Genomic DNA, 20,428 nt, shown 5'->3' on the forward strand with positions numbered 1-20,428 from the left:
ACGAAGGTACTGACATGAGCACCAACGTCCTGCGCACCGCCGATGGCTGGTGGGTTTTCCGCGGCGACCGGGCCGTCCCCGTTGACACCAAGGCCGCCACCACCGCCGAACTGATCGCCGACCGGGCGGCCGTACGAGAGGCCGCCCTCTCCGGGGAGGCGGGCACGCCCGTCGCCGATCTAGTGGCCCTCTCGCCGGTCACCACCCCCTGCCGGGTGGTCGCCCAGATGGTCAACTACCGCAGCCACGCCCGCGACTCGGGCTTCACCGGCGACATCCCGCCCGCCTTCTTCCGCAAGGCGTCCGGGTCGGTGAGCGGCCCGGCCGAGGCCGTCGTCCGCCCGTCGCACGTGAAGTTCCTCGACTACGAGATCGAGCTCGGGCTCGTCATGGGCGCACCCCTGCCCGTCGGCACCGTGGTCGAGGAGCGTGACCTGCCCGCGTATGTCGCCGGGCTGGTGATCACGAACGACGTCAGCGCCCGTGAGGTGCAGCTGACCAAGACGCAGTTCTACGAGAGCAAGTCGTACCCGACCTTCACACCGACCGGCCCCTACCTGGCGCTGCTGGAGCCCGAGGACTTCGCCCACCTTCTCGATCTGAGGCTGAAGCTGTCGGTCAACGGCGAGCTGCGTCAGGACCGCACCCTCGCCGACATGATCGTCCGCCCGGCACAGGCGCTGACCTTGCTGGCCCGCTTCCAGACCCTCGACCCCGGCGACCTGCTGCTCACCGGAACCCCCGGCGGCACGGCCCTCAAGGCCCCGCCCAAGGCGGTCGAGAAGATCGGCGCGCTGCTGCCGCCCGCCGTGAAATGGAAGGCGTTCTTCAAGAGCCAGGCCCGTAACCCGCACTACCTGCACACGGGTGACGTGATCACGGCGACGATCTCGACCGCGGACGGGCGGATCGACCTCGGCGAGCAGTGCACGCCCGTCACGGACGCGAAGTAGGACCCGAGGTGAGCCGCACATGACCGCCGACCAGGCCGGACCCCGGGACACCGCGTCCGGGCCGGCACAGAGCGACCACGCACCCGTCGTGATCATCGGCGCCGGGCCGGTGGGCGTGACCGCCGCCCTCCTCCTTGCCCGGCGCGGTATTCGCACCGTCGTCCTCGAACGCCACCAGGACGTCTACCCGCTCCCGCGCGCCGTCGCCACCGACGACGAGGTGCGCCGCATCCTTCAGGCCGCGGGCGTAGGCGAGGAGTTCGCCGCGATCGCCCGCCCCGCGAACGGACTTCGGCTGCTGGACGCCCGGCACCGGGTCATGGCCGAGTTCCGACGCTCCGAGCACGGCCATCACGGCTACCCGCAGACCAGCATGTTCGACCAGCCCGAGCTGGAGCGACTGCTGCGCGACGCCCTGGCCCGCCGCCCGGAGTGCGAACTGCGGGGCGGCGTCGAGGTCACCGGCGTCGCTCCGGACACCGCGGGGCCCGTACGCGTGACCTACCGCGACGCCGACGGTGAGCATCATCTGTGGGCCGAGGCGGTCCTCGGCTGCGATGGCGCGGGCAGCCTCACCCGTGCCGACATCGGCGCCGAATGGGAGGACCTGCGCTTCGAGGAACGCTGGACCGTCATCGACGTCCGCACGAAGGCCGACGTCCGCTGCTGGGAAGGCGTCGACCAGGTCTGCGACCCGCACCGGCCGGCGACGTTCATGCGCATCGGTGAGGACCGCTACCGCTGGGAGTTCCGGCTGCAAGACGAGCAGGAACCGGTCCGCGAGCTGATCGCCCCGTGGTTGCCGCCCTCGTACGACGGGGACTTCGAAGTCGTACGGGAGACGCAGTACACCTTCCGGGCCCGGGTGGCCGACCGGTGGCGCAGCGGACGGGTCTTCCTCCTCGGCGACGCCGCCCACCTCACCCCGCCGTTCATCGGGCAGGGACTCTGCTCGGGCCTACGGGACGCCTACAACCTCACCTGGAAGCTCGCCCGAGTCCTCCAGCAGGGCGGCGACGAGCGGCTGCTGGACACATACGAGAGCGAGCGCAAGCCGCACGCCCGGCATGTGATCCGGCTCGCGGTCGCCATGGGCTGGGCCATGACCGGCGGCCAGGACGGCGCCGCCGCACTGCGCCGCACGCTCCTGGCCGCCGCCTGCCGCATACCCGGCCTCACCGCGGCGGCCGGCCGCGACCTCAGCCCACCCCTGACCGCCGGGCCCCTCGTGCGGCGCCGCACCCGCAAGGGTCTTGTGGGCACCCACTGCCCCCAACCATGGGTGGGACTCGACGGCCGACGCAGCCGCCTCGACGAACTGCTCGGCGACACCTTCACCGTCCTGACCGCCGCCGATCCCTGGCCCTCGCTGCGCGCCCTCGCCCACGGGCTCGGCGTCCCGGCGATCCCCGTGACAGACCTCCGTGACGACGGCACCCTCGCCGCCTGGCTGCGCGCCGGCCGGGCGGACGCCGTCCTGCTGCGCCCCGACCACGTCGTCATGGACGTCGTCCCGGCCAGGAGGCACGACTTCACGGACACCGCCGCCTGGGCGTCTCTCCTGCACACCACGCGCAGCCCCCACCCTTCCCCACGGACCGTCGACAAAAGCCTGCTGAGGAGCGCCACACGATGACCAGGCCGTACCCGGAACCCTTCACGACGCCCGATCCGCAGGCCGTCGCCGACAGCCGCATCATGGACTTCGCCCGCCACTCCGGGCTCGACGGCACCGACTACGCCGCCCTGCACCACTGGTCGGTCACCGACCTGGAAGGCTTCTGGGGCGCGGTGTGGGAGTACTTCGGCATCGACACGGACACCCCATACGAGCAGGTATTGGCCGAGGAGCGGATGCCGGGCGCCCTCTGGTTCCCCGGCGCCACCCTCAACTACACCCACCACGCCCTGCGCAACCTCACCGACGACACCGTGGCGATCATCGCCCTCGACGAGAACGGCTCCAGCCACGAGGTGACCGGCAACCGGCTGCGCGCCCAAGTCGCCTCCGTCGCCGCCACCCTCCGCGACCTGGGCGTCGGCAACGGGGACCGAGTCGTCGGCTACCTGCCCAACGCCCCGCACGCGATCGTCGCCTTCCTCGCCGCCGCGAGCCTTGGCGCGGTGTGGTCGGTCTGCGGGCAGGACTACGCCCCCAAGGCCGCCGCCGACCGCTTCGCCCAGCTCGAACCCACCGTCCTGATCTCCGCCGACGGCTACCTCTTCAACGGCACCACCCACGACCGCCGCGACGCCACCCTCGAACTCGCCGGCGCGCTGCCGACATTGAAGGCAACCGTGCTCGTGGACCACGTGGGCCTGCCGTGGCCGCCACATGCGTACCCGTCGCTGGTGGTGCCGTGGGAGGACGCCGCCACCCGCACCGAGGAATTCGCCTGCACGCCCGTGCCCTTCGACCACCCGCTGTGGGTCGTGTTCTCCTCGGGCACCACCGGCCTGCCCAAGGGCATCGTCCACGGTCATGGCGGTGTCCTGCTCGAACATCTCAAGACCCTCGGACTGCACTCCGACCTCGGCCCCGGCGACCGGCTGCTCTGGTACACCACCACCCACTGGATGATGTGGAACCTGGTCGCCTCCACTCTGCTCACCGGCGCCACCACGTGCACCTACGACGGCAGCCCGGCGCCCTTCGCCAAGCTCGACGTCCTATGGGAGCTGGCCGCGCGCCACCAGGTGACCGTCTTCGGCACCAGCCCCCAGTACCTGCTGGGCATGGCCAAGTACGGCATCGACCCCTCGGCGCACGACCTGTCGTCGATCCGCGTAGTCGGCTGCACCGGCTCCGCCCTGCCGGCCTCCGCCTACCCCTGGGTCCGCCACCACGTCGGCGACCACGTCCTGCTCGCTTCCATCAGTGGCGGCACGGACGTCGTCTCCGCCTTCGCCGGCAGCGCCCCCAACACACCGGTCTGGGCAGGAGAGCTGTCAGCACCCCACCTCGGCGTGGCCCTGGCCGCCTACGACAGCGAGGGCCTCCCGATCGTGGACCAGGTCGGGGAGCTGGTCGTCACCCGCCCGATGCCGTCCATGCCGCTGTACTTCTGGAACGACCCCGACGGCACCCGCTACCGCGACGCCTACTTCTCCTCCCACCCCGGCGTCTGGCGGCACGGCGACTGGATCACAGTCACGGGACACGGCTCGGTGATCGTCCACGGCCGCTCCGACAGCACCCTGAACCGCAACGGCGTACGCCTGGGCAGCGCCGACATCCACGACGTCGTCGAACGCCTCCCCGAGATCACCGAGGCCCTCGTCATCGGCGCGGAAGAACCCGACGGCGGCTACTGGATGCCGCTGTTCGTGGTCCTCGCCGCCGGCGTGACCTTGGACGACCCGCTCCGCAAGAAGATCAAGGAGGCGATCCGGACCGGGGCTTCACCCCGCCACGTCCCGGACGAGATCCTCGAAGTCCCCGGCATCCCGCACACCCGCACCGGCAAGAAACTCGAAGTCCCCGTCAAGCGCCTCCTTCAGGGCGCCCCGGTCGAGCAGGTCGTCAACCTTGCGGCCGTGGACGCCCCTGACCTCATCCATTACTTCGCCCACCTGGGCGCCGAACGCCGGGGCCGGTCGTCGTGACAACCGCGCAGATCACCCTCGCCGTTGTCCTGACTCTGGTCTTCCTGTCACTGGGAGCGGCGAAGATCGCCGCGGTGCCGTTCATGCGCCAGGCGGCAGCACACCTCGGCATGTCGCCGGGCCTCTCCGCGTCGTCGGCGCCCTGGAAGTGGCTGGAGCCGTCGGACTGGTGCTCGGACTGGCTTCCGCCCCACTGGGGGTGACCGCCGCGACCGGGCTGGCGCTGCTGATGACCGGGGCGGCGGTGGTCCACCTGCGCCACGGCGACCCGCCCGTGCGTGCCCTGCCCGCCGTCGTCCTTGCCCTGACGGCGGTGGCGTACGCCGGGGTGGCGATCGGTACCGGTTGACGGCCCACAGCGTGCGCTGACGCGCGCGGCGGCCCGTTGACGCCTTTTCGCATTCACGGTTCTCCTGTCCGCAGCGCTCGGAGCGCGGAGGCGGTCCTTTCTCCGGCAGCTCCTGCGGCCACGGCGGCACCGGTATCCGCCGGCGCCGCTCAGCAGGCTGCCCCTCCGCGCTTCGAGATCGTGACCCAGCAGGGCACGTGCGCGACCGTCGAGGACGCCGTGCTCCGCCACCGTTCCTGCGACGGGCGGGCCGGGCAGGCTTTCTCTGCGCCCGGGCGAGGTTGAGTGCGGTCAGGGCAGGGTGGACCGCGTGACCGTGTTCCGTCGGTCGAGGTACCTGACAACCCACCCCCGCGCGCAAACGTGACGATCAGAGTGCGACGACGAGCAGGGGGTGTCGGTGGCAGCGGGCAGGATGATGGTCTGCCGCACTCGCGGGACGGGCCCTGCGCCTGGCCGCTGCCCGGCCCTCGCAGCGGTTGTAACGCGCGTCTTGGTAGCCGTGGTCAACATCGAAGGAGGACGTCCAGGTGTCGCTGGACGGGCTTGAAGAGTCCGTACGGGATGTACTGCGGGATCTCCGACAGGGTGACCCAGGCGATCTCGGCGACTTCATCAGCGTCCGCCACAGGCGCGGTCCCGCCGACCACCTCGCAGGCCGTGTACGACACTTGCCGACCGGTGATTGGATGGACCCGCTCGCCCAGCCGAACAACGGCGACCACGTCCAGGCCGGCCTCCTCCTTCGTCTCGCGGACTGCCGCTTCCTCGCAGGACTCGCCCGGTTCGACTTTGCCCGCCGGGAACTGCCATGAGAGCTGGCCCTCTGCCACTCGTCGCCGTACGAGCAGTACGCGACCCTCATGTACCACAACGGCCCCGGCGACCCGACGCTCAGGTTGAGCGCCGGCGCCCCGACGCTCAGGTTGAGCAGTGCCATTCAGCGACGCCTCCAGTTCACCCACGGCAGGCGCCGTCGTTCGTGGCTTTCGCGAGCCCCTTGTTGTTCTGTGATGAGTTGCATGGGTGGGACTGTCCGGTCCTCATCCCTCGAAGAGCCTTTCTTCCGCCGCGGCCGGTGCCGCTGCCTCCTGCTGTGCGCGCTCGAACTCGAGCTGCCACGCTCGCGCCTCGGCGTAAGCGACGTGGACCATGCTGCCCGGACAAAGCACCAGTGCCCGGGGCTCGGTCTTGTGGTCCTTGACCGATCCGTACCCGATCCGTTTGGTAGGCAGCAAGGCGTGCGGAACGGAGCAAGAGGGGCATGGAGCCTTCGGGAGGGTCGCCATGTCACCAGGATGGCCTAGTGAGCCCTGGCGCGGCAGGGAGCGCATGAGCGCGCACCGGGGCACGCCGGGTCCATGCGTACTGATCGAGGGGTTGGTGACGCCGTACCGTCTGCTGTTGAACGGCTCTTCCGTGAACGGATACTCGCAGGCGCTGCCCGGCTTCGGGAAGCCGAATGCCAGTGGCTGGGCAGCGAGGGCTCGCAGGCAGTGGGGGGCGCCGAGCATGAGCGAAGGGTTGGCCTAGGACAAGGGTGCCGATGGATCCAGAGGACTTCTTCGCGAGCTCCCAGGTGGTTGCTTCGGCGGACAATCGGGTGACGCCCACCCGGCCCGTGCATCCCGAACGTGAGTACCCCGCAGTAGGCTCCCAGGTCGTGTCCGGCTTTGAGGCGATCGGCCAGTTTGCCGAGCTCCTCCATGCGTGAGACCAGGTGGCGTGCCTCGGTGTAGTAGTCCGGAAACGGGTTGGGGCAGCTCTGGCAGCCTCCACGCTCGGGAACATCGGCCATGCTGCCGCGGTCCGGAACGCGCAGACTGACACTGGCTCGCTGCGGAGGTACCCGGAACGCCCTGCAGTCGGCCGACAGGTGGAGCACTGCACCGGTAGCTGCCTTCCACAGCGGTACGTCCATCCCAGCCAGGGGGCCGAGCGGAACGTCGCAGGCCGTCGGAAGGGATCCCTCGCTCTGTGATGCAGCGCTCGCGGACACGCTCGTGCGCTCCTGCCCTCGGGATGTCGGATGCATACCGCATCAGCCTGTCGTACGGCCGAGGGCCACGGTGTGGCTTTCGCCGATCGAGTGACGGTAGAGCCCTGCGTGTTCATCCACGGCGTGCAACTCCAAGCCGACCAGTGGAGTGACGAGTGCAAGGGCCGGTTTCGAATGCCTTCGAAACCGGCCCTTGCTGATTCTTGGGGGCGGTCGCGGACCGGCGTCCTTCACGCGCCGCCGACAGGCCGGAATTCTCGTGCGGCCGGACCCCGGCCGACAGCAAACATCGCCCATGTACCAAGACGGTGCCGCGCCTCGGACACGACGCTCCGCCTCGAATCCGCATAAAGTGGCGACACGAGCAAACTCTGTGCAGGTTTCAGGGAAGGGGCTTGACAGCCCCACCGGAAGGTCATCGGCGGGTGGTGGTCGGGCCGCCGGTCCGGCTAACGTCGCTGATCATCCGCACGGGCCGTAGACGGCGCCGGGTGCCGGCCCGGGAGACGAACAGGAGGCACGCAGGTGCTGAGACAACCGGTCACGTCGCGCGGTAGGGCGACGAGGGACAAGATCCTCGACGCGGGCGCCCGTCTCTTCGCGGAGCGTGGTTACCTCGGCACCGATGTCCAGGACATCGTCAAGGAGTCGGGCGTGGGAAGGGGTGCGTTCTACCACCACTTCCGCACCGGTGACGGCGCCAACGCGAAGGAACGTGTGGCCCACGCGGTGGTCAGTGAGTCCTTCGTCATGGACTTCCTGCCGCAGGCGGTCCTGCCCCGACTCCAGGCCGTGATCGACGCCTCGATGCTCCTCGCGGCGGCCTCGCCCCGGGTGACCGTGGTCCGGGCTGCCCTGCGGATCGCCTTGGAGCAGGGGCACCCGCTCTACGGCTTCCTGTGGAAGGGGTACATCCCCGTGGTCGACGGCTGGCTGACGGAGGCGGGCGAGCTCGGGGAACTCCTGCCGGGTGTGGTTCCGCAGGATGTGGCCACCGTCTGGGTCGACGGCTACACGGGCGCCGACGCCCGTTGCCGCCACGACTACGAGCAGCTGCCGGGGGAGATCGCCAAGCTGAACCGGCTGATGGTCAGGGCGGTTGCCACGCCGGAGACGATGATGCGGCTGGACGTCTCCGTGGAGCGCGGTCTCACGCTCTTCAACGACTCCGAGCTGGCGGGCTTGGGTGAGATGCCGGGCCCCGGGAGATAAAGGTCCCTCCCCGGCCCCCGGAGTGACGGCCGCCCGGAGTCCAGGTGGCCGGCTGGTCCGGCGTTTCCGCCATGCCCCGCACTCAGCGGGTCATATCCGCCGCCAGGCACCTCGGTCCGTCCTGGGCTGATGTACGCCGTCATGCGCAGTCATTGCGCGTCACACTCCAGGTTGTCAGCAAACACTGCGCATGGTTTGATTCTCAGGACGCAGCTGCCCCGCTTGGCGATCTCGGGACGGACTCCGACCTGCTCGGCAACCAGTGATCGGCGCACCGCCTTTTGCGTTCCTGGCGCCCTTCGCCGCACTTTGCCACTCCGCCTGGGTGGGGTGCCCGGCCGCCGATGGTCATGCGGCAAGGCTGCACAGCAGCTTGTGACTTACGGGAGAGACTCTTATGACGTCCGCAGCAAACAGTGCGGTGCGAAGGCTCAAGAAAGCAGCGGTGGGAATCACCACCGCTGCTCTCGTGGTGGCCGGAGGCATAGCCACCACGGTGGCCGTCGCCGGTCCGGCCAGCGCCGTGGGATCGTCCGCGTGTACCGGTGACGGATCAGGGCTTGTGACGGCGAAGACCACGACCGGTATCAACCTGAGGAACGGTCCGAGCACGAGCTACGCCAGCCTGGGCTTCCTCGGCAAGGGCACGAAAATCGACCCCGATTGCACCAAGGACAATTGGCTTTACGGCAAGGTCCTCACCGGCGCCAACGCCGGCAAGTGGGGATGGGTCAGCATCTCCTACCTCGACCCGGCCTGATCCACGAAGGCGCTGAGCGCGAAGGGCCCCGCAGGCCGAAGCCTGCGGGGCCCTTCGCCGTGTGTATGACCGGTACCGACGAGTGCCGCATACGCCCTTGACCTCGAGAGCACTCCAAGCTGAAGACTCCCCGACGTGCCCCGAGACCCGGAGCACCGGAGGGAGCGACGCCCATGAAGTACCGCACGATCGGCACGGACCCCACGACCCGCCGCGAGGTGAGCGTTCTCGCGCTCGGCGCGATGCTGTTCGGCTCGGTGACGGACGAGACGACGTCCTTCGCCCTGCTCGACCGCTACGTCGAAGCCGGCGGGAACTTCATCGACACGTCCGACAACTACGCCTTCTGGGCCGACGGCAGTCAGGGCGGCCAGAGCGAGGAACTCCTCGGCCGCTGGCGGCGCAGCCGCGGCATCGGCGACGAGATCGTCATCGCGACCAAACTCGGCGCCCGGCCCCTGGCGCCCGGCACCGGCTTCGTCGACAACCCCGAGGGCCTGTCCGCGAAGGTGATCCGCGAGTCCGCCGACCGCAGCCGCGAGCGGCTCGGCGTCAGCACCCTCGATCTGCTGTACGCGCACATCGAGGACCACACCGTCGAGCCGCAGGAAACCGTCGAGGCCTTCGCCGCCCTGGTCGCCGAGGGCACCGTCGGACTGCTCGGCGTGAGCAACCACGCCGTGTGGCGCGTCGAGCGGGCCCGGGCCCTCGCCGCCGCGGCCGGACTTCCCGGCTACGAGGTCCTCCAGTACGCCCACACCCACCTGCGCCCCCGCGCCGACGTCCCCAGCGGCCTCTTCCCGGACGGCAGCCTCGGCTACGCCGGCCCTGACCTGATCGGCTACCTGAAGGCCGAGCCCGGCCTGACCCTGGTCGCGTACTCGCCGCTGCTGAGGGGCGCCTACACCCGCCCCGCACGCATGCCCGCCGAGTTCGACCACCCGGGCACCCCGGCCCGGCTCGCGGTGCTGCGGGACGTGGCCCGGGAGACGGGCGCGACCGTCAACCAGGTCGTGCTGGCCTGGCAGATCGGCGGCGACCTGCCCGTCGTGCCGCTGGCCGGGGTCTCCTCGGTGGCCCAGCTCGAGGAGAACCTGGCCGCGGTGGACCTCGAACTGACCCCCGAGCAGCGCGCCCGGCTGGACGCGGTGCACTGACACCGTGGGACCGTGGAAGAGCAACGGCATCCGGACCTCCAAAGGGAGCACCGGCCATGACCACCCACCCGGCCCACCCCGCCGCCCGCTCGATCAGGACCACCCCGGAAGGCCTCATGTGGGAGCCCAGCGAGCGCTGGGTGCGCGGCCGCAAAGGCGACGTCACCGTCGTCGACAGCCGGCACCCGGTGCTCGTCTGGGAGCCCCACCTGCCCGTGCCGCAGTACGCCTTCCCGAAGGAGGACGTCCGCACCGACCTGCTCCGCCCGGCCGAGAGCCCGCCCATAGGCGCCCACACCGGCTCCCGGGTCTTCTACGACCTCGACGCCGACGGCGAGGTGCGCGAGAACGCCGCCTGGACGTTCCCCGTCGACGACCTGGCCGGCCACATCGCCTTCGAATGGTTCCTGCGCACCGACACGGGCCTCGACCACTGGTACGAGGAGGACGAGGAGATCTTCATCCACCCCCGTGACCCGCACAAACGCGTCGACGCGCTGCCGAGCAGCCGGCACGTGCAGGTCGAGATCGAGGGGCAGGTCGTCGCCGACAGCCATGCCCCCGTCCTGCTCTTCGAGACGTCCCTGCCGACCCGGTACTACCTCCCCCGCGAGGACGTCCGACTCGACCTGTTCGACACCACCGACCACCACACCGGATGCCCCTACAAGGGCACCGCCTCCTACTGGTCCTGGCGCGGCGCGGCCGATGTGCCGCCCAACCTCGTGTGGACCTATCCCGAGCCGTTGCCCGCCGTGGCGGCGATCCGGGGGCGTGTCGCCTTCTTCAACGAGGTCGTCGACATCACGCTGGACGGCGAGCGCCTGGAGCGGCCGGACACGCCGTTCAGCCGGATGCTGCGCAGGGGGCGCCGCTCGTGAACCTGCCGAGCGGGGCGTCCGGCCCGGCCGCGAGGCCCTGCGGGCCGCCCTGCACCCGGCTCCGGGGCGGGATCAGGGCCGCACCAGCAACTGGAAGTCGAACGAGTAGTGCGAGGCCCGGTAGATGTGCGTTCCGTACTCGACCGGGCGCCCGGTGTCGTCGTACGCCGTGCGCTGCATCGTGAGCAGCGCCGCCCCCTCCTCCTCGTCCAGGCGGGACGCCTCGCCCGCCGTGGCCGCGCGGGCGCCGACGGTCTGGCGGGCGCTGTGCAGGGTGATGCCCGCCGAGCGCATCACGCGGTACAGGCCGGTCGACTCCAGGCGGGTGCTGTCGAGGTCCAGCAGGGACGCCGGAAGGTAGTTGCGCAGCAGTGCCACCGGCCTGCCGTGGGTGCGGCGCAGCCGGTCCAGGACGGTCACCTCGCCGCCCTCCGGCACACCCAGGGCGGCGGCCACGTCGCAGGCGGCCGGGAGGATGTCGTTGCGCACGACCTCGGTGGTCGGCCCCTGCCCGGCCGCCTCCAGGTCGTCGTAGAGGCTGCTCAGTTCCAGCGGGCGCTTCACCTGGCTGTGCACCACCTGCGTGCCCACGCCGCGCCGCCGGACCAGCAGGCCCTTGTCGACGAGGGACTGGATGGCCTGGCGGACGGTGGGGCGGGACAGGCCGAGGCGGACCGACAGGTCCACCTCGTTGCCCAGGAGGTTCCCCGGGGCGAGGACCCCGCGCTCGATCGCCGCCTCCAGCTGCTGCGCGAGCTGGTGGTAGAGCGGTACGGGGCTGCTCCGGTCCAGGGTGAAGTCCAGTGCGCCGAGCGCCAAAGCGGCCGTGGTGCGGGCCCGGTCACCGGACTTCGCCATGGATGAACCCCCTTACGGGTGTCAGGAGTTGCTCGGGAAACCGAGGTTGATGCCACCGTCGGACGGGTCGGGCCAGCGGGTGGTGATGACCTTGCCCTGGGTGTAGAAGGCGATGCCGTCGTTGCCGTAGATGTGCAGGTCGCCGAAGAGGGAGTCCTTCCAGCCGCCGAAGGAGTGGTAGCCGACGGGGACCGGGATCGGCACGTTGACGCCGACCATGCCCGCCTTGACCTCCAGCTGGAAGCGGCGGGCCGCGCCGCCGTCCCGGGTGAAGATCGCGGTGCCGTTGCCCCAGCGTGAGGAGTTGATCAGCTCGATGGCCTCCTCGTACGTCTGCGCCCGTACGACCGCGAGCACCGGGCCGAAGATCTCGTCCCGGTACGCGTCCGCCGTCAGCGGCACCCGGTCCAGCAGGGAGACGCCGAGGAAGAAGCCGTCCTCGTGGCCCTCGACCGAGAAGCCCGTGCCGTCGACGACGACCTCGGCGCCCTGCTCGGCGGCCGAGGAGACGTACGACGCCACCTTGTCGCGGTGCTCGCGAGTGATCAGCGGACCCATCTCGGACGCCGGGTCGTCGCCGGGGCCGATCCTCAGCTTCTTCGCACGCTCGGCGATCTTGCCGACCAGCTCGTCGCCGATGTCGCCCACGGCCACGACCACCGACACGGCCATGCAGCGTTCGCCCGCCGAGCCGTAGGCGGCGTTGATCGCCTGGTCCGCGGCGAGTTCCAGGTCGGCGTCGGGCAGCACCAGCATGTGGTTCTTGGCGCCGCCCAGGGCCTGCACCCGCTTGCCGTGCTCGACGGCCTTCATCTGGATGTACTTGGCGATCGGCGTCGAGCCGACGAAGGACACCGCCTCGATGTCCGGGTGCTCCAGGAGGCGGTCGACGGCCGTCTTGTCGCCCTGCACGATGTTCAGGACGCCCTCGGGCAGACCTGCCTCGGTGGCCAGCTCGGCCAGCCGCAGGGAGGCCGACGGGTCCTTCTCCGAGGGCTTCAGCACGAACGTGTTGCCGCAGGCGATCGCCAGCGGGAACATCCACATCGGCACCATCGCCGGGAAGTTGAACGGTGTGATGCCCGCGACCACGCCCAGCGGCTGGCGGATCGAGGCCACGTCCACCCGGGTGGAGACCTGGGTGGACAGCTCGCCCTTGAGCTGGACGGAGATCCCGCACGCCAGCTCCACGATCTCCATGCCGCGCGCGACCTCGCCGAGCGCGTCGGAGTGCACCTTGCCGTGCTCGGCGGTGATCAGCTCGGCGATCTCGTCGCGGTGGGCGTCGAGCAGCTCGCGGTACTTGAACAGGATCGCCGTGCGCTTGGCCAGGGAGGACTCACCCCAGGTCTCGAAGGCGGCCCTGGCTGAGGCGACCGCGGCATCGACCTCGTCGACGGACGCGAACGCGACCTGCTTCTCCTGGGCGCCGGTCGCCGGGTTGTAGACGGGGCCGAACCGGCCGGAGACGCTCTCGACGGGCTTGCCGTCGATCCAGTGGGTGATGGTCTTCATGGTGCGAAGGGCCTTTCGTGGAGCCTTAGTTCAGGGGGAGTTCAGAGGTGGTGGCGACGGTCCGCCACGTGGCGGTCGTAGCGCTCGCGGGCCTCGACGGCGGCCTTTCGGGTGGCGGTCTCGGCCACCGGCACGTCCCACCAGGCCTCGGCCGGGGGAGCGGTGGCCGCCGGGTCGGTCTCGACGTAGACGCACGTCGGCCGGTCGGAGGCGCGGGCCGCGGCGAGCGCCTCGCGCAGCTCGCGCACGGTCTTGGCGCGCAGTACGTCCATGCCGAGACTGGCCGCGTTGGCGGCGAGGTCGACGGGCAGCGGGGCGCCGGTGAAGGTGCCGTCGGCGGCCCGGAAGCGGTAGGCGGTGCCGAACCGCTCGCCGCCCGTCTCCTGCGACAGACCGCCGATGGAGGCGTAACCGTGGTTCTGCAGCAGGACGATGTTGACCGGCAGGCCCTCCTGGACGGCGGTGACGATCTCCGTCGGCATCATCAGGTAGGTGCCGTCACCGACCAGCGCCCACACCGGGGTGCCCGGGGCGGCCTGCTGGACGCCGATGCCGGCCGGGATCTCGTAGCCCATGCAGGAGTAGCCGTACTCCAGGTGGTACTGGCGCGGGCTGCGCGAGCGCCACAGCTTGTGCAGGTCGCCGGGGAGCGAACCGGCGGCGTTGATCACCACGTCGTCGTCCCCGACGGTCGCGTCCAGCGCGCCGAGCACCTGCGTCTGGGTCGGCACCGCGCTGTCGTCGTCGGCCCGGTAGGCGGCCTCGACGACCTCGTCCCAGCGGTCCTTGCCGGCGCGGTACTCGGCCTCGTACGCCTCCGGCACCCGGTGCCCGGCCAGCCCCTCGGCCAGCCTCTCCAGGCCGGACCTTGCGTCGCACACCAGCGTCCGCGCGGCCAGCTTGTGCGCGTCGAAACCGGTGATGTTGAGGTTGAGGAACCGCACGTCCGGGTTCTGGAACAGGGTGCCCGAAGCGGTGGTGAAGTCGGTGTAGCGGGTGCCGACACCGATCACGAGGTCGGCGCTGCGGGCGAGTTGGTCGCTGACCGCGGTGCCGGTGTGTCCGATGCCGCCGAGGTCGGCGGGGTGGTCGTGGCGCAGCGAGCCCTTGCCGGCCTGGGTGGAGGCGACGGGGATGCCGGTGGCCTCCACGAACGCCTTCAGGGCCTGCTCGGCCTCGCTGTGGTGAACACCGCCGCCCGCCACGATCAGTGGCCGCTCGGCCGACCGGATCGCCTCGACGGCAGCCGTGAGCTCCACCGGGTCCGGCGCGGGCCGCCGCACGTACCAGACGCGCTCGGCGAAGAACTCCTCCGGCCAGTCGTACGCCTCCGCCTGCACGTCCTGGGGCAGGGCGAGGGTGACGGCGCCGGTCTCGGCCGGGTCGGCCAGCACCCGCATCGCCTGGAGCGCCGAGGGGATCAGCGCTTCGGGGCGGGTGATCCGGTCGAAGTACCTCGACACCGGGCGCAGCGTGTCGTTGACCGACACGTCGGCCTCGACGGGGTGCTCCAACTGCTGGAGCAGCGGGTCGGGGGCGTGCGAGGCGAAGTAGTCACCGGGCAGGAGCAGCACCGGCAGCCGGTTGATCGTCGCCAGGGCCGCGCCGGTGACCAGGTTGGTGGCGCCCGGGCCGATCGAGGTCGTCACCGCCTGCGCGGACAGGCGGTTCAGCTGCCGGGCGTGGCCGACCGCCGCGTGCACCATGGACTGCTCGTTGCGGCCCTGGTGGAACGGCATGACATTCTCGCCCGCCTCAAGGAGCGCCTGGCCGACCCCGGCGACGTTGCCATGGCCGAAGATTCCCCAGGTCCCGGCGATCAGCCGGCGGCGCACGCCGTCCCGCTCGGTGTACTGGGCGGACAGGAACCGCACCAGCGCCTGGGCGGTCGTCAGTCGGCGGGTGGGGGCGCTCATACGGAGGTCTCCGGGGCGGTGTAGAGGGGGAGCCGGGGGTCGACCAGCTGGTCCGGCCAGGTGTCGCGGACCCAGGCGTGGTCGGGGTGGTCGCAGATCAGCCAGGCTCGCTCGGCCTCCGGGCCCGCCATGACGTTCAGGTAGTACATGTGGTGGCCGGGCGTGGCCATCGACGGACCGTGCCAGCCGTCCGGGATGAGGACGACGTCGCCGTCACGGACCTCCGCCAGCACGTCGGTGTCCCGGCCCGGGCCGGACGGGGAGACGCGCTGGTAGCCGAGGCCGGGGATGCCGTCGTGCCCGGCGAACTCGAAGTAGTAGATCTCCTCCAGCACGGACTCCTCGCCGGGCCGGTGCTCGTCGTGCTTGTGCGGCGGGAACGACGACCAGTTGCCGCCCGGGGTGATCACCTCGACCGCGATGAGCTTGTCGCACTCGAAGACCCCGGCCGCGCCGAAGTTGTTGACCTGCCGGGAGCAGTTCCCGGTGCCCCGCAGCTCGACGGGCACCTCGGAGGCCGGGCCGTAGCGGGCGGGCAGCCGGCGGGTGCAGCGCGCGCCGGTCAGCGCGAACCTGCCGCCGCCGGTGGACGTCACCGTCGCGCGGGCGTCGCGCGGCACGTACGCGAAGTCGCTGACGCCGCTGAACACGTCGGCGCGGCCCTGGAGTTCGAACGTCTCCTGGCCGAAGTCGTCCGCCGCGGCGACCGTGCAGCCGCCGCTCAGCGGGACGACGATCCACTCGCTGTCGCCGGTGTCGAAGGAGTGCGCGCCGCCCGGCGGCAGCTCCAGGACGCGCAGGCTGGAGTGACCCCAGCCGGCCTTCTCGGGAGTGATGTCGACGGCGTAGGGGCCGCCGAGTGCCTTACCCGCGGGGAGGTGATACGTCATCGTGTGCCTTTCGGATCACAGCGGAGCGACTCACGGACCGGTTCACAACAGGCCTACGGCGGTGTCCACCGCCTCTTCCACGCTGCCCCCGGCCGGGTAGAGCAGCGACCGTCCGACCACCATGCCCTGCACGGTGGGCAGCCGCAGGGCCTTGCGCCAGCGTTCGTAGGCGCCCTCCTGGTCGTCGCCCACCTCGCCGCCGAGCAGGACGACGGGCAGCGTGGAGGTCTGAAGGACCTCGGCCATGTCGTCCGGCTCGTCGGTGACGGGCAGCTTCAGCCAGGTGTAGGCGGAGGTGCCGCCCAGGCCCGAGGCGATGGCGATCGACTTGGTGACGGCTTCGGCGGACAGGTCGTTGCGGACCCGGCCGTCGACCCGCCGGGAGATGAACGGCTCGACGAACAGGGGCAGCCGTTGGGCCGCCATGGCGTCGATCGCCCGCGCGGTGGACTCCAGCGTGGTCAGCGAGCCCGGGTCGTCGTAGTCGATGCGGACCAGGAGCTTGCCCGCGTCGAAGCGCAGCCGGGCGATGTCCTCGGCGCGGTGGCCGGTGAAGCGGTCGTCCATCTCGAAGGACGCTCCGGCCAGGCCCCCGCGGTTCATGGAGCCCATGACGACCTTGTCCTCCAGCACCCCGAGCAGGAGGAGGTCCTCCAGGATGTCGGCGGTGGCGAGCACCCCGTCGACACCGGGCCGCGACAGCGCGATGCACAGCCGCTGGAGCAGGTCCGCGCGGTTGGCCATGGCCAGGCGCCGGTCTCCGACCCCGAGGGCGCCGCGGGCCGGGTGGTCGGCGGCCACGATCATCAGGCGGCCGCTGTCGCCGACCAGCGGGCGGCGCACCCGTCGGGCCGCCGCCTCGGCGACGGCCTCGGGGTTGCGGGCTCTGACCGTGGTGAGGTCGGGGATGCCGATGTTCAAGGAAGGCTCCGTTTCAGTGGCTCGTGCCCGGCGACGGCACCCCGGCGAGGAGGTCGGCGACCTCGGACTCGGTGGGCATCGCGGAGGAGCAGGCGAGGCGGGAGGCGACGAGGGCGCCGGCGGCGTTGGCATGGCGCATGGTCCGCTCCAGGTCCCAGCCGGCGAGCAGACCGTGGCAGAGCGAGCCGCCGAAGGCATCGCCCGCGCCGAGGCCGTTGACCACCTCGACCGGCACCGGCGGCACCTCGGCCCGGGTGCCGTCGCGGTGCACGGCCAGGACACCCTTGGGACCCTGCTTGACGACGGCCAGCTCCACGCCCGCCTCCAGCAGCGCGTCCGCGCAGGCCTGCGGCTCGCGCACGCCGGTGGCGATCTCGCACTCGTCGAGGTTGCCGACCGCGACCGTGGCGTGCCGCAGGGCCTCGCGGTAGTACGGGCGGGCCTCTTCGGGGTCGCGCCAGAACATCGGACGCCAGTCGAGGTCGAAGACGGTGATGCCCGCCTTGTCGCGGGCCTTGAGGGCGGCGAGCGTCGCGGAGCGGCTCGGCTCCTCGCTCAGGCCGGTGCCGGTGATCCAGAAGATCCGGGCGTCGCGGACGGCGAAGAAGTCCAGCTCGTCGGTGTGGATCTCCAGGTCCGGCGCCTTGGGGCGGCGGTAGAAGTACAGCGGGAAGTCGTCCGGCGGGAAGATCTCGCAGAACGTGACCGGCGTCGGGTAGGCCCCGACCGGGGTGACCCAGCGGTCGTCGACGCCGAAGCCCTTCAGCTCCTCGTGCAGATAGGTGCCGAAGGGGTCGTCGCCGGTGCGCGTGATCACCGCCGTACGGCGTCCGAGGCGGGCGGCGGCGACCGCCACATTGGCCGCGGAACCTCCCAGGAATTTCCCGAACGTCTCCACTTTCTCCAAGGGGACACCGGTCTGCAGGGGGTAGAGGTCGACCCCGATGCGGCCCATCGTGATCACATCGAAATACTGGGCTGGCTCGGCCATGCGCGACCTCCTCGGGAAGCTGGGGATGCGGGTCCTGGGGCGCCCTGACACGGTGGGGCGTGGATCCACGGGACCTGCCGCCCCCCAGGTGTAGGTCCCGGAGGGCGGCGCTGTCAATAGTTTGTACTTACATTCGGACCTGCTCGTGAAATGATGTCTTAACAAAGTATTGACAGCGGGCGCGGCAGGGACTTGTATCCCGTGGCATCACGACAGTCCGTTTGCGGCATCATGATCCGGACTCCGTAAGGCTCCGGGACCACGGATCCCTTCGTGATCCCTTCCTTTCCCCCGCAGTAGCACAGTGAGGTGCCAGGAAAGATGGACCGCTCTTCCCACCCCCGCTCTCGCAGGCTCGCGCCCGTCGTCGCCGTGGCCGCGGCAGCGGCCCTGACCCTCGCCGGCTGCTCCAGCAGTTCCGGAGGCAAGAAGTCCGAGGAAGGCGCCGCGAACGCCTCGGCCGGCAAGGCGACCACGCCGCGCATGACCGTCGCCCTCGTCACGCACCAGGCTCCCGGCGACACCTTCTGGGACACCGTCCGCAAGGGCGCCGAGGCCGCGGCCGCCAAGGACAACATCAAGCTCGTCTACTCCGCCGACCCGAACGCGGGCAACCAGGCCAACCTGGTCCAGAACGCGATCGACCAGAAGGTCGACGGCATCGCCGTCACCCTCGCCAAGCCGGACGCCCTCAAGGGCGTCATAGGCAAGGCCGAGAAGTCCGGCATACCCGTCGTCGGCCTCAACTCCGGCCTGAGCGACTGGAAGAACCTCAACCTGCTGGAGTTCTTCGGCCAGGACGAGTCCGTCGCGGGCGAGGCCTTCGGCAAGAAGCTCAACGAGGTCGGCGCCAAGAAGGTCCTCTGTGTCATGCAGGAGCAGGGCAACGTCGGTCTCACCCAGCGCTGCGACGGCGTCGCGAAGACCTTCGACGGCAAGGTCGACCCGCAGAACGTCAACGGCACCGACATGCCGTCCGTGAAGTCGACGATCACGGCCAAGCTGAAGCAGGACCCGTCCATCGACTACGTCGTCACGCTCGGCGCCCCCTTCGCGCTGACCGCGGTGCAGTCGGTCTCGGACGCCGGAAGCAAGGCGAAGGTCGCCACCTTCGACCTCAACAAGGACCTCATCAAGGCCATCAAGGCCGGCGACATCCAGTTCGCCGTCGACCAGCAGCCGTACCTGCAGGGCTACCTGGCCGTCGACGGACTGTGGCTCTACAAGAACAACGGCAACTACAGCGGCGGCGGTGAGCAGCCCGTGCTGACCGGACCGGCCTTCGTCGACAAGTCCAACGTCGACAAGATCGGGGAGTTCGCCGCGAAGGGCACCCGGTGATGAGCATGACCCAGCAGGCTGAGCCGGCGGTGGACACACCGCCGGCCCCCGGCCCGAAGCAGACCGACGGCCGGACCCGGCAGCGCCCCCTGGCACTGCGGCTGCTCGCCCGGCCCGAGGTCGGTGTGTTCCTCGGCGCCGTGGCCGTGCTCGTGTTCTTCCTGTTCGCGGCACCGCCGGTGCGCGACGGCAGCTCGATGGCCAACATCCTGTACCAGTCGTCGACCATCGGGATCATGGCGCTGCCCGTGGCCCTGCTGATGATCGGCGGCGAGTTCGACCTGTCGGCCGGTGTCGCCGTGGTCACCTCGGCACTGACCGCGGCGATGCTCAGCTACCAGCTGACCCTGAACGTCTGGGTCGGCGTGATCGTCGCCCTGCTCGTGTCGCTCGCGATCGGCGCCTTCAACGGCTGGCTGCTGGTCAAGACCGGCCTGCCGAGCTTCCTGGTCACCCTCGGCACCTTCCTGATCCTTCAGGGCGTGAACCTCGCGGTCACCAAGCTGATCACCGGCAACGTCGCCACCGACGACATCAGCGACATGGACGGCTTCAGCCAGGCGCAGAAGCTCTTCGCCTCGACGTTCGAGGTCGGCGGGGTCAACGTCAAGATCACCGTGGTGTGGTGGCTGGTCTTCGCGGCCCTTGCCACCTGGGTGCTGCTGCGCACCAAGTACGGCAACTGGATCTTCGCCGTCGGCGGCAACAAGCACTCCGCGCGAGCCGTCGGTGTCCCGGTGACCTTCACCAAGATCTCGCTGTTCATGCTGGTCGGCTTCGGCGCCTGGTTCGTCGGCATGCATCAGCTGTTCTCCTTCAACACCGTGCAGTCCGGCGAGGGCGTGGGCCAGGAGCTCATCTACATCGCCGCTGCCGTCATCGGCGGCTGTCTGCTGACCGGTGGCTACGGCTCCGCGATCGGCACGGTCTTCGGCGCCTTCATGTTCGGCATGGTGCAGCAGGGCATCGTCTACGCCGGCTGGAACCCCGACTGGTTCAAGGCCTTCCTCGGCGTGATGCTCCTCGGCGCCGTCCTCATCAATCTGTGGGTCCAGCGCACGGCGACCCGGAGGTGACCG

18 protein-coding genes are annotated in these 20,428 nt (G+C 70.4%); 11 read left to right on the top strand and 7 right to left on the bottom strand.

Annotated features, from left to right (window positions below):
* Positions 1-14: 14 nt before the first annotated feature.
* From FDO69_RS15670 to FDO69_RS41955, 5 genes are read left to right on the top strand one after another with little or no spacing between them, the layout of a single operon-like run.
* Entirely contained in the window at positions 15-953 is a 939-nt protein-coding gene (locus FDO69_RS15670; protein ID WP_104780437.1) for a fumarylacetoacetate hydrolase family protein, read from the top strand.
* 19 nt (positions 954-972) lie between these two features.
* The gene (gene mhpA / locus FDO69_RS15675) at positions 973-2,589 is read left to right on the top strand and encodes a bifunctional 3-(3-hydroxy-phenyl)propionate/3-hydroxycinnamic acid hydroxylase MhpA (protein WP_104780438.1); all 1,617 of its coding nucleotides are present in this window, start codon (positions 973-975) and stop codon (positions 2,587-2,589) included.
* Positions 2,586-4,559: an acetoacetate--CoA ligase gene (locus tag FDO69_RS15680; RefSeq protein ID WP_104780439.1), complete on the top strand. Its 1,974-nt coding sequence runs from the start codon at positions 2,586-2,588 to the stop codon at positions 4,557-4,559. Before mhpA ends, FDO69_RS15680 begins: the two co-directional genes overlap by 4 nt.
* On the top strand, positions 4,556-4,762 hold the full coding sequence (locus tag FDO69_RS41950; RefSeq protein ID WP_234387948.1) for a hypothetical protein: 207 nt from the start codon (positions 4,556-4,558) through the stop codon (positions 4,760-4,762). Before FDO69_RS15680 ends, FDO69_RS41950 begins: the two co-directional genes overlap by 4 nt.
* On the top strand, positions 4,729-4,908 hold the full coding sequence (locus FDO69_RS41955) for a DoxX family protein (RefSeq protein WP_234387949.1): 180 nt from the start codon (positions 4,729-4,731) through the stop codon (positions 4,906-4,908). Before FDO69_RS41950 ends, FDO69_RS41955 begins: the two co-directional genes overlap by 34 nt.
* A 506-nt stretch (positions 4,909-5,414) precedes the next feature.
* Here FDO69_RS41955 and FDO69_RS15690 read toward each other — a convergent pair.
* Positions 5,415-5,852: an NUDIX hydrolase gene (locus FDO69_RS15690; protein ID WP_104780564.1), complete on the bottom strand. Its 438-nt coding sequence runs from the start codon at positions 5,850-5,852 to the stop codon at positions 5,415-5,417.
* A 1,580-nt stretch (positions 5,853-7,432) separates the two neighbouring features.
* On the opposite strand from FDO69_RS15690, the gene FDO69_RS15695 reads away from it, so the two are divergent.
* From FDO69_RS15695 to FDO69_RS15710, 4 genes are all read left to right on the top strand, one after another.
* Entirely contained in the window at positions 7,433-8,119 is a 687-nt protein-coding gene (locus tag FDO69_RS15695; protein WP_104780440.1) for a TetR/AcrR family transcriptional regulator, read from the top strand.
* Positions 8,120-8,564: 445 nt separating this feature from the next.
* Complete coding sequence (locus FDO69_RS15700; protein ID WP_206338750.1) at positions 8,565-8,879, top strand: SH3 domain-containing protein; 315 nt, start codon at positions 8,565-8,567, stop codon at positions 8,877-8,879.
* A gap of 173 nt (positions 8,880-9,052) precedes the next feature.
* On the top strand, positions 9,053-10,036 hold the full coding sequence (locus FDO69_RS15705; protein ID WP_104780442.1) for an aldo/keto reductase: 984 nt from the start codon (positions 9,053-9,055) through the stop codon (positions 10,034-10,036).
* 56 nt (positions 10,037-10,092) lie between these two features.
* Positions 10,093-10,917 carry a DUF427 domain-containing protein gene (locus tag FDO69_RS15710; protein WP_104780443.1) on the top strand — a complete coding sequence of 275 codons (825 nt, stop codon included), beginning with the start codon at positions 10,093-10,095 and terminating at the stop codon, positions 10,915-10,917.
* Between the two features lie 72 nt (positions 10,918-10,989).
* Here the strand turns inward: FDO69_RS15710 and FDO69_RS15715 are convergent, their stop codons facing one another.
* The 6 genes from FDO69_RS15715 to iolC are packed head-to-tail and all read right to left on the bottom strand — an operon-like array spanning position 10,990 to position 18,008.
* A complete protein-coding gene (locus FDO69_RS15715; RefSeq protein WP_104780444.1) occupies positions 10,990-11,775 on the bottom strand; it encodes a GntR family transcriptional regulator in 786 nt (261 codons plus the stop codon).
* Between the two features lie 21 nt (positions 11,776-11,796).
* Positions 11,797-13,290, bottom strand: a complete 1,494-nt coding sequence (locus tag FDO69_RS15720; RefSeq protein ID WP_104780445.1) for a CoA-acylating methylmalonate-semialdehyde dehydrogenase — start codon at positions 13,288-13,290, stop codon at positions 11,797-11,799.
* 41 nt (positions 13,291-13,331) lie between these two features.
* Positions 13,332-15,206, bottom strand: coding sequence for a 3D-(3,5/4)-trihydroxycyclohexane-1,2-dione acylhydrolase (decyclizing) (iolD, locus tag FDO69_RS15725; RefSeq protein WP_104780446.1), 1,875 nt, complete (start codon positions 15,204-15,206; stop codon positions 13,332-13,334).
* Positions 15,203-16,096, bottom strand: a complete 894-nt coding sequence (gene iolB / locus FDO69_RS15730; protein ID WP_104780447.1) for a 5-deoxy-glucuronate isomerase — start codon at positions 16,094-16,096, stop codon at positions 15,203-15,205. The genes iolD and iolB overlap by 4 nt, the downstream gene beginning before the upstream one ends.
* Before the next feature lie 42 nt (positions 16,097-16,138).
* Positions 16,139-17,017 carry a Cgl0159 family (beta/alpha)8-fold protein gene (locus tag FDO69_RS15735; RefSeq protein WP_104780448.1) on the bottom strand — a complete coding sequence of 293 codons (879 nt, stop codon included), beginning with the start codon at positions 17,015-17,017 and terminating at the stop codon, positions 16,139-16,141.
* Between the two features lie 13 nt (positions 17,018-17,030).
* Positions 17,031-18,008, bottom strand: a complete 978-nt coding sequence (iolC, locus tag FDO69_RS15740) for a 5-dehydro-2-deoxygluconokinase (RefSeq protein ID WP_104780449.1) — start codon at positions 18,006-18,008, stop codon at positions 17,031-17,033.
* Between the two features lie 321 nt (positions 18,009-18,329).
* Here iolC and FDO69_RS15745 point away from each other — a divergent pair, with 321 nt between their 5' ends.
* Both FDO69_RS15745 and FDO69_RS15750 read left to right on the top strand, forming a co-directional pair.
* Positions 18,330-19,349: a sugar ABC transporter substrate-binding protein gene (locus tag FDO69_RS15745; protein WP_104780450.1), complete on the top strand. Its 1,020-nt coding sequence runs from the start codon at positions 18,330-18,332 to the stop codon at positions 19,347-19,349.
* On the top strand, positions 19,349-20,425 hold the full coding sequence (locus FDO69_RS15750; RefSeq protein WP_167526603.1) for an ABC transporter permease: 1,077 nt from the start codon (positions 19,349-19,351) through the stop codon (positions 20,423-20,425). Before FDO69_RS15745 ends, FDO69_RS15750 begins: the two co-directional genes overlap by 1 nt.
* Positions 20,426-20,428 lie beyond the last annotated feature (3 nt).

Source organism: Streptomyces tibetensis (genome assembly GCF_007655005.1).
Taxonomy (GTDB): domain Bacteria; phylum Actinomycetota; class Actinomycetes; order Streptomycetales; family Streptomycetaceae; genus Streptomyces; species Streptomyces tibetensis.

Coding starts and splice junctions, on each gene's coding strand:
- FDO69_RS15670 (WP_104780437.1), top strand. CDS start 15: ATGAGCACCAACGTCCTGCGCACCGCCGATGGCTGGTGGGTTTTCCGC.
- mhpA (WP_104780438.1), top strand. CDS start 973: ATGACCGCCGACCAGGCCGGACCCCGGGACACCGCGTCCGGGCCGGCA.
- FDO69_RS15680 (WP_104780439.1), top strand. CDS start 2,586: ATGACCAGGCCGTACCCGGAACCCTTCACGACGCCCGATCCGCAGGCC.
- FDO69_RS15705 (WP_104780442.1), top strand. CDS start 9,053: ATGAAGTACCGCACGATCGGCACGGACCCCACGACCCGCCGCGAGGTG.
- FDO69_RS15710 (WP_104780443.1), top strand. CDS start 10,093: ATGACCACCCACCCGGCCCACCCCGCCGCCCGCTCGATCAGGACCACC.
- FDO69_RS15715 (WP_104780444.1), bottom strand. CDS start 11,775: ATGGCGAAGTCCGGTGACCGGGCCCGCACCACGGCCGCTTTGGCGCTC.
- FDO69_RS15720 (WP_104780445.1), bottom strand. CDS start 13,290: ATGAAGACCATCACCCACTGGATCGACGGCAAGCCCGTCGAGAGCGTC.
- iolD (WP_104780446.1), bottom strand. CDS start 15,206: ATGAGCGCCCCCACCCGCCGACTGACGACCGCCCAGGCGCTGGTGCGG.
- iolB (WP_104780447.1), bottom strand. CDS start 16,096: ATGACGTATCACCTCCCCGCGGGTAAGGCACTCGGCGGCCCCTACGCC.
- iolC (WP_104780449.1), bottom strand. CDS start 18,008: ATGGCCGAGCCAGCCCAGTATTTCGATGTGATCACGATGGGCCGCATC.
- FDO69_RS15745 (WP_104780450.1), top strand. CDS start 18,330: ATGGACCGCTCTTCCCACCCCCGCTCTCGCAGGCTCGCGCCCGTCGTC.
- FDO69_RS15750 (WP_167526603.1), top strand. CDS start 19,349: ATGAGCATGACCCAGCAGGCTGAGCCGGCGGTGGACACACCGCCGGCC.